The sequence below is a fragment of the Enterococcus sp. 5H genome, from assembly GCF_028128615.1.
In the GTDB taxonomy this organism is placed as follows: Bacteria; Bacillota; Bacilli; order Lactobacillales; family Enterococcaceae; genus Enterococcus_L.
In genome coordinates, this window is record NZ_AMDP01000034.1 from 1 (window position 1) to 12,765 (window position 12,765).

Annotated in this window: 26 protein-coding genes; 1 reads left to right on the forward strand and 25 read right to left on the reverse strand. The window is 36.2% G+C overall.

The window, feature by feature from the left end:
- From C240_RS11485 to C240_RS11540, 12 genes are all read right to left on the reverse strand, one after another.
- Positions 1–282, reverse strand: a 282-nt coding sequence (locus C240_RS11485) for a hypothetical protein (protein ID WP_442896594.1), incomplete at its 3' end; no start/stop codon positions are given.
- A gap of 118 nt (positions 283–400) precedes the next feature.
- Positions 401–583, reverse strand: coding sequence for a hypothetical protein (locus C240_RS11490; protein ID WP_271495810.1), 183 nt, complete (start codon positions 581–583; stop codon positions 401–403).
- Positions 584–847: 264 nt separating this feature from the next.
- Positions 848–1,348 (reverse strand): hypothetical protein, encoded by a 501-nt coding sequence (locus C240_RS11495; RefSeq protein WP_271495812.1) that lies wholly within the window; start codon positions 1,346–1,348, stop codon positions 848–850.
- On the reverse strand, positions 1,345–1,554 hold the full coding sequence (locus tag C240_RS11500; RefSeq protein ID WP_271495814.1) for a hypothetical protein: 210 nt from the start codon (positions 1,552–1,554) through the stop codon (positions 1,345–1,347). The genes C240_RS11495 and C240_RS11500 overlap by 4 nt, the downstream gene beginning before the upstream one ends.
- Positions 1,554–2,021, reverse strand: a complete 468-nt coding sequence (locus C240_RS11505; protein ID WP_271495816.1) for a hypothetical protein — start codon at positions 2,019–2,021, stop codon at positions 1,554–1,556. The genes C240_RS11500 and C240_RS11505 overlap by 1 nt, the downstream gene beginning before the upstream one ends.
- Positions 2,021–3,142 carry a DNA (cytosine-5-)-methyltransferase gene (gene dcm / locus C240_RS11510; RefSeq protein ID WP_271495818.1) on the reverse strand — a complete coding sequence of 374 codons (1,122 nt, stop codon included), beginning with the start codon at positions 3,140–3,142 and terminating at the stop codon, positions 2,021–2,023. The genes C240_RS11505 and dcm overlap by 1 nt, the downstream gene beginning before the upstream one ends.
- A gap of 61 nt (positions 3,143–3,203) precedes the next feature.
- Positions 3,204–3,482, reverse strand: coding sequence for a hypothetical protein (locus C240_RS11515; protein WP_271495820.1), 279 nt, complete (start codon positions 3,480–3,482; stop codon positions 3,204–3,206).
- A 19-nt stretch (positions 3,483–3,501) separates the two neighbouring features.
- On the reverse strand, positions 3,502–3,783 hold the full coding sequence (locus C240_RS11520; RefSeq protein WP_271495822.1) for a hypothetical protein: 282 nt from the start codon (positions 3,781–3,783) through the stop codon (positions 3,502–3,504).
- On the reverse strand, positions 3,770–4,438 hold the full coding sequence (locus C240_RS11525) for a hypothetical protein (protein ID WP_271495824.1): 669 nt from the start codon (positions 4,436–4,438) through the stop codon (positions 3,770–3,772). Before C240_RS11525 ends, C240_RS11520 begins: the two co-directional genes overlap by 14 nt.
- Positions 4,439–4,728: 290 nt before the next feature.
- On the reverse strand, positions 4,729–4,902 hold the full coding sequence (locus C240_RS11530) for a hypothetical protein (RefSeq protein ID WP_271495826.1): 174 nt from the start codon (positions 4,900–4,902) through the stop codon (positions 4,729–4,731).
- The gene (locus C240_RS11535) at positions 4,899–5,147 is read right to left on the reverse strand and encodes a hypothetical protein (protein WP_271495828.1); all 249 of its coding nucleotides are present in this window, start codon (positions 5,145–5,147) and stop codon (positions 4,899–4,901) included. Before C240_RS11535 ends, C240_RS11530 begins: the two co-directional genes overlap by 4 nt.
- Positions 5,148–5,651 carry a DUF1642 domain-containing protein gene (locus tag C240_RS11540; RefSeq protein ID WP_271495830.1) on the reverse strand — a complete coding sequence of 168 codons (504 nt, stop codon included), beginning with the start codon at positions 5,649–5,651 and terminating at the stop codon, positions 5,148–5,150.
- A 111-nt stretch (positions 5,652–5,762) separates the two neighbouring features.
- Between C240_RS11540 and C240_RS11545 the strand changes: the two genes are divergently transcribed.
- Positions 5,763–5,981, forward strand: a complete 219-nt coding sequence (locus C240_RS11545; protein WP_271495832.1) for a hypothetical protein — start codon at positions 5,763–5,765, stop codon at positions 5,979–5,981.
- Between the two features lie 213 nt (positions 5,982–6,194).
- On the opposite strand, the gene C240_RS11550 is transcribed toward C240_RS11545, so the two are convergent.
- From C240_RS11550 to C240_RS11610, 13 genes are all read right to left on the reverse strand, one after another.
- Positions 6,195–6,740, reverse strand: coding sequence for a hypothetical protein (locus tag C240_RS11550; RefSeq protein WP_271495834.1), 546 nt, complete (start codon positions 6,738–6,740; stop codon positions 6,195–6,197).
- A 33-nt stretch (positions 6,741–6,773) separates the two neighbouring features.
- The gene (locus C240_RS11555; protein WP_271495835.1) at positions 6,774–7,064 is read right to left on the reverse strand and encodes a hypothetical protein; all 291 of its coding nucleotides are present in this window, start codon (positions 7,062–7,064) and stop codon (positions 6,774–6,776) included.
- Positions 7,057–7,281: a hypothetical protein gene (locus C240_RS11560; protein ID WP_271495837.1), complete on the reverse strand. Its 225-nt coding sequence runs from the start codon at positions 7,279–7,281 to the stop codon at positions 7,057–7,059. The genes C240_RS11555 and C240_RS11560 overlap by 8 nt, the downstream gene beginning before the upstream one ends.
- Positions 7,274–7,507, reverse strand: a complete 234-nt coding sequence (locus C240_RS11565) for a hypothetical protein (RefSeq protein WP_271495839.1) — start codon at positions 7,505–7,507, stop codon at positions 7,274–7,276. The genes C240_RS11560 and C240_RS11565 overlap by 8 nt, the downstream gene beginning before the upstream one ends.
- Positions 7,489–7,734, reverse strand: coding sequence for a hypothetical protein (locus tag C240_RS11570; protein ID WP_271495841.1), 246 nt, complete (start codon positions 7,732–7,734; stop codon positions 7,489–7,491). Before C240_RS11570 ends, C240_RS11565 begins: the two co-directional genes overlap by 19 nt.
- Before the next feature lie 12 nt (positions 7,735–7,746).
- Positions 7,747–8,298: a single-stranded DNA-binding protein gene (gene ssb, locus C240_RS11575; RefSeq protein ID WP_271495843.1), complete on the reverse strand. Its 552-nt coding sequence runs from the start codon at positions 8,296–8,298 to the stop codon at positions 7,747–7,749.
- Positions 8,288–8,812, reverse strand: a complete 525-nt coding sequence (locus C240_RS11580; protein ID WP_271495845.1) for an HNH endonuclease — start codon at positions 8,810–8,812, stop codon at positions 8,288–8,290. The genes ssb and C240_RS11580 overlap by 11 nt, the downstream gene beginning before the upstream one ends.
- 50 nt (positions 8,813–8,862) lie before the next feature.
- A complete protein-coding gene (locus tag C240_RS11585) occupies positions 8,863–9,273 on the reverse strand; it encodes a RusA family crossover junction endodeoxyribonuclease (RefSeq protein ID WP_271495944.1) in 411 nt (136 codons plus the stop codon).
- Positions 9,274–9,325: 52 nt separating this feature from the next.
- On the reverse strand, positions 9,326–10,189 hold the full coding sequence (locus C240_RS11590; protein ID WP_271495847.1) for a DnaD domain-containing protein: 864 nt from the start codon (positions 10,187–10,189) through the stop codon (positions 9,326–9,328).
- Positions 10,190–10,199: 10 nt separating this feature from the next.
- Positions 10,200–10,871: a putative HNHc nuclease gene (locus tag C240_RS11595; protein ID WP_271495849.1), complete on the reverse strand. Its 672-nt coding sequence runs from the start codon at positions 10,869–10,871 to the stop codon at positions 10,200–10,202.
- A gap of 5 nt (positions 10,872–10,876) precedes the next feature.
- On the reverse strand, positions 10,877–11,614 hold the full coding sequence (locus tag C240_RS11600; protein ID WP_271495851.1) for an ERF family protein: 738 nt from the start codon (positions 11,612–11,614) through the stop codon (positions 10,877–10,879).
- Entirely contained in the window at positions 11,611–11,907 is a 297-nt protein-coding gene (locus C240_RS11605) for a hypothetical protein (RefSeq protein WP_271495853.1), read from the reverse strand. The genes C240_RS11600 and C240_RS11605 overlap by 4 nt, the downstream gene beginning before the upstream one ends.
- 85 nt (positions 11,908–11,992) lie before the next feature.
- Positions 11,993–12,760: a phage antirepressor KilAC domain-containing protein gene (locus C240_RS11610; protein ID WP_271495855.1), complete on the reverse strand. Its 768-nt coding sequence runs from the start codon at positions 12,758–12,760 to the stop codon at positions 11,993–11,995.
- Positions 12,761–12,765 lie beyond the last annotated feature (5 nt).

The following is a 12,765-nucleotide window of genomic DNA, read 5'->3' on the forward strand; positions in this document are numbered from 1 at the left end:
AACACTTTTTAAATCCCAATCAGTCTCAAAAGTAAATGTCCCTTTTAAATTTAACGTTTCTATTCTATTCGGATGTTCCACAGAAATTGACACGCTACCCTTGGGCCTTTTTTTCATGTTATTCACAAAGTTTGATTTTTCATCAAAATAAAAAAATAAGGTTACATAACCAGTTCTTTCTACTATTTTAGATACTGTTACACTTAACGGAAATCCATAATCGTCTATTGTTGACACAACATAGGATGATGAAGCTTTAATTATTTCTTCAGCTGTATTCATTTTTGCCTCCAATAATCTTTCGTTTTTATTATTATAACGAAAAAAGATTGTATTACAATCGACAAAAAAGAAAGTATGTCTATAAAAAAGCCACCGCATAAGCGATGACTAAAAATTTCTATTCGTTATTTTCTTTTTCTCGTTTCTCTTCTTCTCTAATAAATCTTTTCAGATGTTTTTCGTCTTTTTCTGATTCCACATGCTCTCTGTTGTTATCAATTTCAGCTTCAAACTTCTCTTTGTTTTTTTGTTCTTTAAATGATTCTCTATTTTCTTTTTCTCCGTGACGTTCACTTGGCATAATAAAATTTCCCCTTTCGTATATCATGAATTAATTGTATTCCTATTTGAGGGATTATACCAATATTTCAATCACCCACAGGCTGTAAACTAGGTATTACCTATGGGTGAATATTAAACCACCTACAACAGTAATCATCATGGTTTAATTTAGTTGGATTTCGTTTAATTGTTTGCTGTAGGTGGTTTAGATACTTATTTCACCTTATCATTATATAACGGAAATTGTGGCGTTGTGGTGCATCGATTGTGCATGGAATGTGCATTATTTTAGTTCTAAGGCTTCAACCCCATATAGAATTTCAGAAAGTTCGTTTGTCGCATCTTTAATCTGCCTATTAATCGTAGTTCTATCTACGCCGTAATATTCCGCTATCATCTCGTCATTCATTTTTATACCAAAATATTTTTTCTCTAGTAATTTGTAACCTCTGCTATCCTTTTTCTTGCAAAGTCTTTCATACTCATCAAGCCCGCGAGTTACATGGCGCATAATTTTGACTGTTTTAGCTCTGTTTTGCATTAATGCACTCAGCGTTAAGTATTTATGATTCCAAAACGTCTCCTGATCTGCAGTTAGCTGGTCATCTATAGTTTCTACATGAGCTTTTAATACGTCATACTTTCGAAGTAACAATCTAGTATTATGAAAAGCATATTTCCTCATTTTTTTAAACTCTTCCTGTTGTTCTTTTGTTAATTTGACAACAATTTTGTTTGCCAATACATCTAGTTGTTCATCTGATAATTCTGTAATTTGATTCAATCCTTTACCCCTCCTCTATTAAACAATCCCCCAAACGCTTGCCGCCTGTCCATCGTGCCGTTGCGTTTGTTTGGCTTTGGTTTTAAGTCTGGCTGTTTAGATAACTCCTCCCAAGCCGACAAATCGACAGAGCCTTTACATAGCATTCTTGAGACTTGCTCGCTTGCTTGTACTGCAGTTAAGCCAACTAACGACCATTCATGCATTAGCTTTCACCCTCCACGATTTCAATTGCCTTGGCCTTGCTTAAATTACCCTTGTGCTGTTCAATGCGATTGATGATTGATTGTTTGACCTCTGATCTAGTTTTCTGGATTAGATAACGGCCATAAGATTCTCGACTTTTTTTAAGCTCAGTTACCTTAATAGCATAGTCATCAATTTTACGATTTCTCTCATCTATTTTTGTTTTTAGTTGTTCGATTTTTTGATTCTCAAATTCTAACTTCCAGATTTCTTCTTGTTTTTCAGACAAAATAACTTCCAGCGCATCAAAATCTTCTAGCTTAGACTCAAGTTCTTTGATGGTTTGATTCTTCATATCCAACTCAGCAGTCAATCGTTTTTCCGTCTCGTATCCACGAACTACATAAGCTTTTAAATTATCCACTGGTACATGATCGGTCAATTGTGTTTCTGGCTCTGGTTGTTTCTTTTTAAATAGATTAAACATTAGCTTTCACCTGCTTTCATAAATCCTAAAATATGCGCGATTACATCCACTGTCCAACCATTACCAAGCGCTTTATAACGTTGTGTGTTACTAACACCCTCTGTGTAATTATCAGGCAACGTCTGCAATCTCTCACACTCAATCGGTGTTAACTTACGGATATAGCCCTCAATCAATACACCGTGTTTATCTTGGGCGGTTAATGTATAAAATTTACGTCCTTCATTAAAACGTTGACCATTTTGGCGCTTATTTACTCTATCTGGTGTGATACAGCCAAATAAATATTGACCCATCTTTGCAGCACCCCCACCAGCATCACCGCAAAGAGTAATAGCTTTGTTGTGGATATAGTAAACTCTGTTTGCTTGGCTATCCTTACGAAAATAACCCACTTTGCCTCGCTCAACTTCTTTGTCTAAAATTTGTAGAGTCTTATCAAAAGGTACGATGTACTCATTAAGAGGTATTGCTATCTTTGGTGCATCACCTTTATTAGTTGTGATAGTCGGGTGTTTAAAGTTAAGCGGTGTGACCACTCCGCCCATACCTCTGCCACAAGGATTTACATTAAAAGGATCAGAGTCAAATAGTATTTCTCCAAAACTCTCGTGTACAATATCTTTTAACAGAATATTTTTATCCTCTGGCTGCTCAATCCCTGGAATATTGGTCCAATACAACCGACGTCTATTTTGTGCCGATACTAAATTACTGTTAATCTCTATTGGCTCAACACCTAAATAACTGCTGATAATGTCCTGATACTCTTTTTTCATTTTGACGTTCTCAAGCAAAAAATATTTAGGTTTATAATGCTTTAGCACATCCACATACTCAAAAAACAATTTACTACGTGGATCATCAAAATTTAGTTGTTTACCGGCAAAACTAAACCCCTGACAAGGACTGCCACCAATCAATAAATCAATCTTGTGTAAGTCCCACTCTCGCCAATTTTGGACGTCTCCTAAATGGATTGTATTAGGGTGATTTTTTTGAGTGACTGAAATAGCGTATTTATCTATCTCACTTGCGTAATAATGATTTACTTTGATTCCTGCTCTTTGTAATGCCACTTGACCGCAACTAATGCCGTCAAATAATGATAAAATGTTCATAATTTTAAAAGGAGTAAAAAGCTTTTTCCTGCGCGCGCAAACCTCCGCTCCTTTCTGATGGTTATTCTTTATAAAAACTCAATGTTCTGTAATATCCAGAACCTTCAATATCATAACTTTCTCCATTAATTTCTACTGGAATCCAGAAATCCATTTGCCAGCCATTGGTGTCCATTTCTGAAATATCTATCTCAGCATGAAAGTCATCAGTCAATATATCTATAAGAACATTTGCAGACAAAAGGATATCATTAAAATTAACTTTCTCCTCAGTGCCTTTTATAACTGATTCTATCCTCTTTTTTACTAAATCTTTTTCATTTTTTGATAATACTTCCATCCCTACTCAGTCCTTTCAATCATTGCCAGCCATCCTGCACCATTTTTGGTTTATATTCTTTGTCTGACCATCCATGACCATCACATAAATTACATTCAGTTCTCTTGTACTCAATACTATCTGGTACCCATCCAGAATCGGGTAACCCACTTGGGTATGGAACTACTATTTTTTTCTGATAAAATCCAGTGCCGTTACACTGTGGGCATTGAAAGGGTCTCTCAAAATCTTCAAATATTTCTTTCAGAGTTGCATTAGCTGAATATTCTCTAATCATCATTTTTACTTCATAAGCTTTCATTATTTTCTACCTCCCGCAGTTCTTCGGCTGTTTGGATGAGGGTAATATGTTTTAATTCTTCCTTCGACAAATACTCTTCTCCAAACTGATTACCATAAAACCAAAGATCACCAGCACCATCTAATTCCTGAATTAAAACTACTTTACCTCTGAAAATACATATGTCATCTGTTTTAAACTCATCCAACTTACGCCTATGAGCTGCAAAATGTTCGGCACGTTTAAATGTGGCTATCTGTTCGGTGGTGGCTGGTTGTACATACTTCATATCAAGCTCAATCCTTGTATTGACTAATTTTCCTGTTTGAGTATTTAAAAATTCTGCTTCTACAATATCTCCCATAACAGTAGTAATTTTTAGGATATGCAACACATTCTCTAAGCTTCTATAACTGTAATACTCCCCAACCTCAAATGTTGGTTGGTGGTCTGACAATGTCCAATCTGCAAATTCTTTTACAACTTCCATGAACTGACTTACGTTCAATGTTTTATGTGCTTCTACTACTTCATTATCTTGACAACATCCGAACTTTTGAAGGTAAAACAGACTTCTAAGTGTATTTTTTTCATCTGAATCATCCTTTAAATCATCTTTTAGCCATTGCAATACTAACTCTTGATTTCTGTTTAATTCTACTGTTTTCTCTGTCAATGAATTTCCTCCTCGTGCTATAATTAAAATAAAAAAGCGGGTGTTCATTTTGTCTAAGAAATTTGGGTATTTATCTTGTATTTTCTTTGTCTTCAACTTATTTTTCCTAACGCATCAGATGTTTAAGCCATTTTTTATAGTAATGGCAATTTGGATATTGTGTTGTATTTTACTGATTATAGAAACCTTTAGAAAAGATAGTTCCTCCAAATCATCTGAAAAACAGTAGAGCTTAGCTCCTAGAGTTTATTCTCTAGGCTTTTTTGTTACTCAAAGCTTCTTTTTCTCTGTCATTGCGCTTCCTCCTTGTCTTCCGAATAACCATAACTGCAGTATGAGCTAAAAATTTCTCTTGCTTCCTCAGCTATTTCTTCATCAGTTGCATCATCAGATACTTCAAAGTATTCCGTCTCACCGACCCCAGCCCATGTAGTTTCTATGTCTACTCTAAATCTCCTTGTCATTGTGAGTCCTCCTCCAAATCTGAACCGTCATGCTCCTCCAGCTCAAAAAGTCCGTCAGGTTTTTCGTAATATCCAAACGCCTTTTCAATTTTTGCCAAAATGACTTGATCCCCTTTATCTGATTCGTCAATCCAAGGTAAATTCAATTTACTGTATTCTTCCTTTTTTTCTTCATATATTTTTCGGCATTGTTCTTCATCTCCAACCGCTTCAATACCAAAATCATTAGTCCAAACCATCCACATTTATTCTTTCTCCTCCACTGGTACAGCCTCGCCGCCGATAGCTACTGCAACCCCTTCTGCTTTATCTAAAGACAATTGAGCTGCCATATTTTCCCAACCAGTGCTATCAGTTGTGCACATTTTTGCTACAAAGCTATCGTCCCAGTCCATAAACGCCATAATCCCAACTTTGACATAATACAACTGCTCTTTCTTCACTGTGTAGCCGTTAGCTAAACTCAACAGGTCATGCAAAGAAGTATTCCTTAGCCATTGTTTCAACTCCCCTTCTCTCATTTCACAAGATAAGAAATTGCGTTTACATGAAATTAAGTAAGCCAAATTTAACTCTTTATTGCCATTATTCAAAAAAACATCTGCACATGGCGGCACCTCTACCAGTTCTGGTTGGGTTGGCTCTTCCATTGCCTCCACTTTGTCGTATATATCCTTTAAACTATCTAATCCAGCCATTGCATCCATAATTACTCTTATTACTGCACGTTTACTAAATTCAATTCCCATGCGTTGTTCCCTCCTTAGTCAAACCGTAAGTTTTACTTACGTATAGTTCCTCAATTACTTCACCCTGCTTATCTGTGTTACTGTTAATACATCAAGAAAGTAGGAATAATTATGTTAAATTTATATCCTGTTAAAGTCTATGCTAGCGCCGATCAGTTTTATTGTTCAGAAAACGATGCTCAAGCCAGTAAACCAAACAGCAGAGACATCCACATTGTATTTGTCCTCATCGGATTAGATAAAATGCGCTTGCTTTTCCGCCCTAGGGGCATTTCAAGCTTTGGTCTCATTACCTACTCAGAATTAGCCGTTGCTGTCAATCAAATTTAACTATAAGTAACTCTACCAATACTCTTATTTATTAAGAGTATTTTTCTATCTACTCCACCTCAACTAAATCTCTTTTTAAAAACCAGATTACCTCGCCATTTTTAAATCTAAGTTTTAACAAAGGGATTTTTATATGTTCGATGTCCACACACATGCCTATAGCATCTTTTGGCACTACAGTGGAAAATCTTGTTCTGTATTTTTTCTTAAGCATTATCCGCTCACCTCATTCAGTAATCCCCAGTAAGGCTTTTCTTTATAAAACTTAACTAGTTCTCTTGATTGTGACCTGACCATACTCTCTAGTAAATTTGAGCGTTGCATGGCTTTCAAATACTTTCGCTTGGGCTTAATAGCTATACTTATATTCCCTCTTGGATTTACAGTTATTAGCCCAATGCCTTGGCTCTTTAGTCGTTCATCAAAAGCTCTAGAGTTATCTTCGCCTTTGCGCCACTCATATTTACTCAATTCTTTTTCTACATCTTTTCTTAGCTCGTCCAATAGCTCTGTGGGAATGACGTAATAGTTGAAATCTCCTACGAAAGAGAGCTTAGCTTTACTCTTGAAATCAGACTTGCTTACTTTTATTTCATAACAACGGAATTCACCGTAAGAATCATAAGTGATAAAATCTACTATTCCATCTGTAGACCAACCAACGCCTATTGTGACCTCAAAACAACCATAAACACCTTGCAGTCTTGCTTTTTCCCATAACACAGATTCTATAAATTTGGTCATTTCTGTTTTTGCCATCTACTCCACCTCTCCCACACCCGAAACGTTGGTTTATTCATTTGGTTCAATCCTTTCCAAAGAATATTTTTTGACTACTGCTTCTGCGCCTAATTCTGTTGTTTCCTTTATCAACTTATCTAATTTTAAATTTTCTATATGCGATTTATAGACTTTCTCTGCCTCAGCACTCAGAACAATTACTTCCTCATAATTTAAGGTTCTAATCTCATCTACAATTTTTACAGTGTTTTCTATGCCGATAACTTCGTTGACCTTCAAAATATAGTTAATGTGCTGTTGACGATTGTCTTCGAGCGCTTCATCATCGATTAGTTTATTCATTTGGTTCGCCTGCTTCTTCAATGTCTTCTCTGCCACAAATAAGTGACTCAACACCCCAAATTCCGCCATGTTCCAGCGCAAGTTGGTGCCGATTTTCTTTTGGTAACCACAGCATATAATTGTTATTTACTAAGCATCGTCTTACTTTTAATATTTTTCCCGTGTATTTCGGAAGTGCCGTACCAATGTATTTGACGTTGTCTCCTTGTTTAATCATTTGGTTTCGTCTCCTTTACTATCTCTTCGAATAAAATGGCGAAATCATCAATTTCCAAAAGCTCCGCTATATTCTGTACCTTTTCTAACGTAATATTTCTTGTTCGACCTTTTGCCGATTTTGCATTTCCGCCAACCAAATCAAACCAAGTAATTTCTTTGTTTCGCCTATGCCAGTCAACGTTCGACCAAAAGAGTTTCTTTATATCTATTGGATCTTTCGCCATTTTCTCACCTCTGGATATTTCCCGCCGATCGTTTGACAGCTTTGCGAATCAAATCCCTCGCATTTCAAACGATTTGCTTTTCTTTTTGTTTTGAAATTCTCGTCTAAACTATCTTTATGGACCATGTGATGTCCGCCTTTGGCTGTCCGGACAATCACAGTATTTTTGTTTATGGTCACTATTTCACCAGTGATTAACTCACCGTAAATTGTTATATAATTTTTCATTTTCTTATCCCCCTAAAATGGCAGATCGTCGTCTGAAATATCAATTGTCGAGCCTGTACCACTAAACGGATCACCCTCAGTTATCGGTTTATTTGGGTTAAAAAACTGTCCTTGTGATTCTTGGCTATTATTCTGCGATTTAAAGTCGTCGTTCCCGCCGAATGAAGAATTACCCTCAGAACTGTTTGAAACGCCTGTATTTTGATTCTGCGCACCCTGAGCGCTATTCCTGTTCTCGTTTGCTTGTCTTGGTTCCAACAATTGGAAATTCTCGCAAACAACTTCCGTGACATAAACTCGTTGCCCTTGTTGATTCTCGTACGATCTCGTTTGAATACGACCGACTACACCTAGTAGTGTGCCCTTACGTGCATAGTTCGCCATTGTCTCGGCTGGTTTGCGCCAGATCACACAGTTAATGAAATCTGCCTCTCGGTTGCCATCGCTATTTGTAAAGTTGCGGTTAACAGCTAGCGTAAATGTAGCAACCGCTGAACCGTTGCTTGTATAGCGTAAGTTTGGATCAGCAGTTAATCTGCCAACTAGAACTACATTATTTATCATAAATATCCCTCAATCCTAAATAATTTATTTTGTTATACACTGTTCTTCTTGTGATTCGTAGTTCTTTTGCTATTTCAGTCGCTTTGAACCCATCCTTAACCATCTGAGCTAAGTCTTCATCTACGTTTTTGTAAAAAGGATGATTTTTCTTGTTTTCGAATCTTTTTTTCGCAGCTCGAGAAATATTTTCTCTTGTTTCCTTGCTTCTTTTAGATCCAAAATGATGATGTATTGTATGCTCAATTGGATCTACTATTTGCAAATTAGATATACGATTATCATGTTTTACTTTATTTTTGTGATGGATTGATTCATCTTTTCTTAAAAATCTGCCAATAAAAGTTTCTGCAACTAATCTATGCTCCATCATGTAGCCAAGTGAATCTGTATTCGGGTGTCCATGGACACACACTAAAACATATCCTCTTTTTGTTCTTTTTCTCCCTGTTATATCAAAGGTTTTGTCTCCAATTTTTACAGAGTAATATATTTGTTTTTCTAAAGGCGCTGGCATGTAATCACTCCTTTATTTTGTCAGTCTTCCAACTAAAGTAACGTTGTTAATCATTTGAGTTCCTCCACTTCGATCTCTGTTCTTGGGTTAAGGCTATACAACTTTTGCATCGTCACTACAGCTATTTGCCCATCGTTTTTATATAAAATTCCTTCTGCAGCATCCGTCACCGCTTTAAAATAATTGTCAATATCTGGCTTTTTATCCACGTATAGGGTTTCGTTTTCCAAGTCCTGAGCGGCTGACTTCTTACTCAATATTTTTTTAGGTGGATAAATGTAAAACGTAATTGATACACCCAAAGAGCCAGATTCAATCAAACTAGGTTTACACGCCATGACATGATATTTAACCGATTTTTTATAGGCGGTCATAGCACTATCTTCGTAAGCTCGTTTACTAAAACTGTTAAATCTTGGCCGTGCTTGTGGTTTGGGCGCTATTGGTATAGTGATTTTCATTAGTTCCCTTCTTCCCTCTGCTTGCGCAACTCTTTCTGATTTATTCATAGCCTTACACCTCATCTTCTTGAGTTAGCCAATTATGCAACGTGACTTTTGGAATCGGCTTTTGTGATTCTTCATAGGCTTGTAAGTCTTGCTGTTGCATTTTTAGTTTCTCAGCAAGTTCCTGATCTCTCTTAGCTTCAAAGCGTTCAGTATGCGCTCTGGCTTGCTCTATACTAGTGATCCCTAACTTTTCCCAAGCTTTTAGAATCGTTTCAAAATATTTAGGCGTACTAGCAGCATTTTGCCCAGCTTGCTCTATGGCATAACTGACAATTTCCTCATGACCGTTGAAATCATTTATCCATGCGGCAATGGATTGGGCGATGAATTCGTTTATCGGTTTTTCAGGGTATGCTCGTCTGTACATGTCACACGCGTTTTGATATTTATTATTTATATCTCTGTTAGTACCTAAAACATTTTTTTTATTGTTATTATTGTTTACATTGTTGTTTGTGTCGGTTTGTTGTTCACTTGTTGTCGGTTTGTTGTTCAACTGTTGTTCACTTTGTTGTTCAAAACCTTGATACATATTCCAGTTAGTTATTGATATGACGCTATATTTTGTTGTTGATTTGATGTTCAACATTTCCATGTTTTCTAATTTCTTTAGCAAGCGCCATGCTGTACTCTCAGAAATTTTGTCTTTCTTTTTTAAACCTTTGTTGTATAGCTCTGTCAGTACTTCTCTCCCTGTTATAAACTGACCAGCATCTATAGGAGCTGGCAAACCGTTAAAAATATATTTTGGGTTCGCTTTATGATTTGCAACCATCAAGCATAAAGACCAAAATCTATAGAGTACTGGATCAGTCCAAACTAAAGATTCCATTGTTTTTCTGTGGAGTGCTACCCAGCCTTTAGTCATGCTTGATAAGTTACCCTCCTATCTTCAATTTCTTTCGTTCTTCATAATTCAATTTAATCGGCGTTATATTATACTTTTTCAAAAATGCATTAATTCCAATGGTATGTTCTTCTTGGTGATGTCCTCTACATCCAGCGTAGAATCTGAGTTCGCTATGATCTATTTTCTTTCGATTCCGCCCACTTCCGACGACATCCGCATGACAGATATCAGCGTGTTTACCGCATATACAGCATTTACGATGCTTAAGACAAAGATAGTAAAAATAGCTCTCGTTTCGAGGTAATAGTTCAAACCCTTTTTCAAAAGGCACATCCCATTCGAACATAAAATCTATGACAATTTCTATTAGTTTATTCATTTGTTCAACACTTGTATTCGCGTTATTTTTTGTACTTATTTCTTGGTCATATTCTACCTGGTACATTTTCTTAAATTCTTTATGCGAGCTAGTTGTAGCATTGCCAAAATGATTGTATATATCTTTTAGCAATGCCCAATATAAAGCTCTCTGTTTATGAGTAAAGGATCGTGGATCTGATAGGGTCAAACTACCTAGAACATTGCTTAAATCACCTTTGTAATAAGTATTGAGCCTTTCTAGATTTAATGTCTCATCAAGTTGTACCTGAAGCGTATTTGTTTTTTCGTCATACCCCACGACCTTTAGTGAGTAGTCCATTTAGATCACTTCTCTTCAGTTTCTTTTTCCGCTGCTTCTCTGTCCTTCTTTTCTTTTGCTTCGTAGAAATTAATATAGTCTTTTAAGACGGTACATAGGTTACCGTATTCGTAGCCGTTGTACTCTTCAAATTCTTTGTTTGGTGATAACTTTGCGGTCGCTTTAGCCTGATTAATTACTGTCAGCGATTCTTGATTTGCCATTTGAGCTACTTTATCGACCAATACATAAATCATGTCGATTTGTCTTGGTGTAATTGGTGTTTTCTTTAATTGTTCTTTTTGAAATTTATCAGGATCATCATCGTCTGTTGCAATATTGAAGAATTTCAACATGAAATATTTTTCTCCATAGGTCAACGCCTTACCTACACCTTTTTCTCCTGCAATATCAACGCCTTGGGCGTACCATCTACATTCAACTCTATCTTGAGGATCGTCTATATTAACCCACGTCATAAGCATTTCCAATTCAGTGAAATAAGTTATACGATCTGTTGGTATAGGTTCCTTTTTTACTTTGTCTTGCATCCATCTCTGTTCATGGTTATCATTTACATGCCAATTAATTATTTCTGGTTTAAGGATCAATCCAACTTTGTTTATTTCTTCGTTCAAAGCTCCTAAAACACCACTTGATCCTACATAGCTATACTGATTGCTTTTTTGATCTTTTTTTAGATACGGTACTTTTTTTCTGACCTTAGCCAGCTTTTGGTAAACATTCAGTTTTGCTTCACTCATTTATTCAACCACTCTTTCCCGCTGATGATTTCTAGCTTTTCAGCGATTAAATTTGATGGGTCATATTCATCTAAGGCAGTCATAAAGCCTTCTTGACTACCTACAAATTTTTTCTCTATATCGTGATGCCTGAAATACATGATAAATACCCAGTCATTCTCATAGACTACGTTTCCAAAATCATCTATGTTCCAATTAGTTGTTTCGTCTATCTCATCGCCGTATTCTTCATAAAACTTTTCCGGCGGAGTGGTTAAATAGTGGTCCAAAGCAGTTGCTTCTTTTGGTGTCATTGCAATTTACCGCCTTTCTTGGTATACTTTTGTTAATTCATTTTCGTAACCGACTAACTAGGATTGCAGTCCTGTTGGTCTTTTTTTATGCAATTTCATCAATTCCTAAATCAATTTGAGGATAATAGCCAGCTTCTTTCAACTGGTTATACAGAAAGATTCTCCCTTTTTGGGTCCACTTGGTATTCATTACAATTTTTGCATCCCCATCCGCTTTGGTTATTTCAGTAGTCTGTGATTTTGTGTAACCTTTTCTCATGTGGGTTTTGTAAAGTATCCACTGTCCACCAACTTTATGTTGGATTCTTAACTCGTTTAATATTTTGTTCAGTTCTATCGCGCTCATGCCGTAGTCAGCAGCAATCTGTGTAATTGTCACAGTATCTTTAGAAGATAAAATGATATCTAAGTAATTTAACTGCGGCTGTACTTCAAGTAACTGTTGTTCCAATACTTGGTTTTGTTCTTCTAAGTCTGCAGATAATCTCAACGCTTGTGCGAAAGTCTGAGGAACACTTGTGTAGCTTCCGGTTTTCCTAATTTGAGGCAAAACATCATTCGTCACCCAACGTTTAAATTTTTTAGCATTAGGAAGCTTACTTCCAATTACTAATGAATAAAATCCTGATTCGTTTATTCCGATTAATCCACGATTCGGCATATTTTCTAAAGTAACGATTTGTGACGTTAGGATTACCCTGTCTTCTGGATCAACATGATCGTTTAAAGCTTTTCTGGAATTTGAATAACCTAAAATTTCAGTTATGTCCATCCCAACAAAAATCGGTTCATCATTAATTAAGACTGTTCGCACTTCATTTTGTTCAAAGTTGAAAATTTGTGGTGTGTTCATTTCTG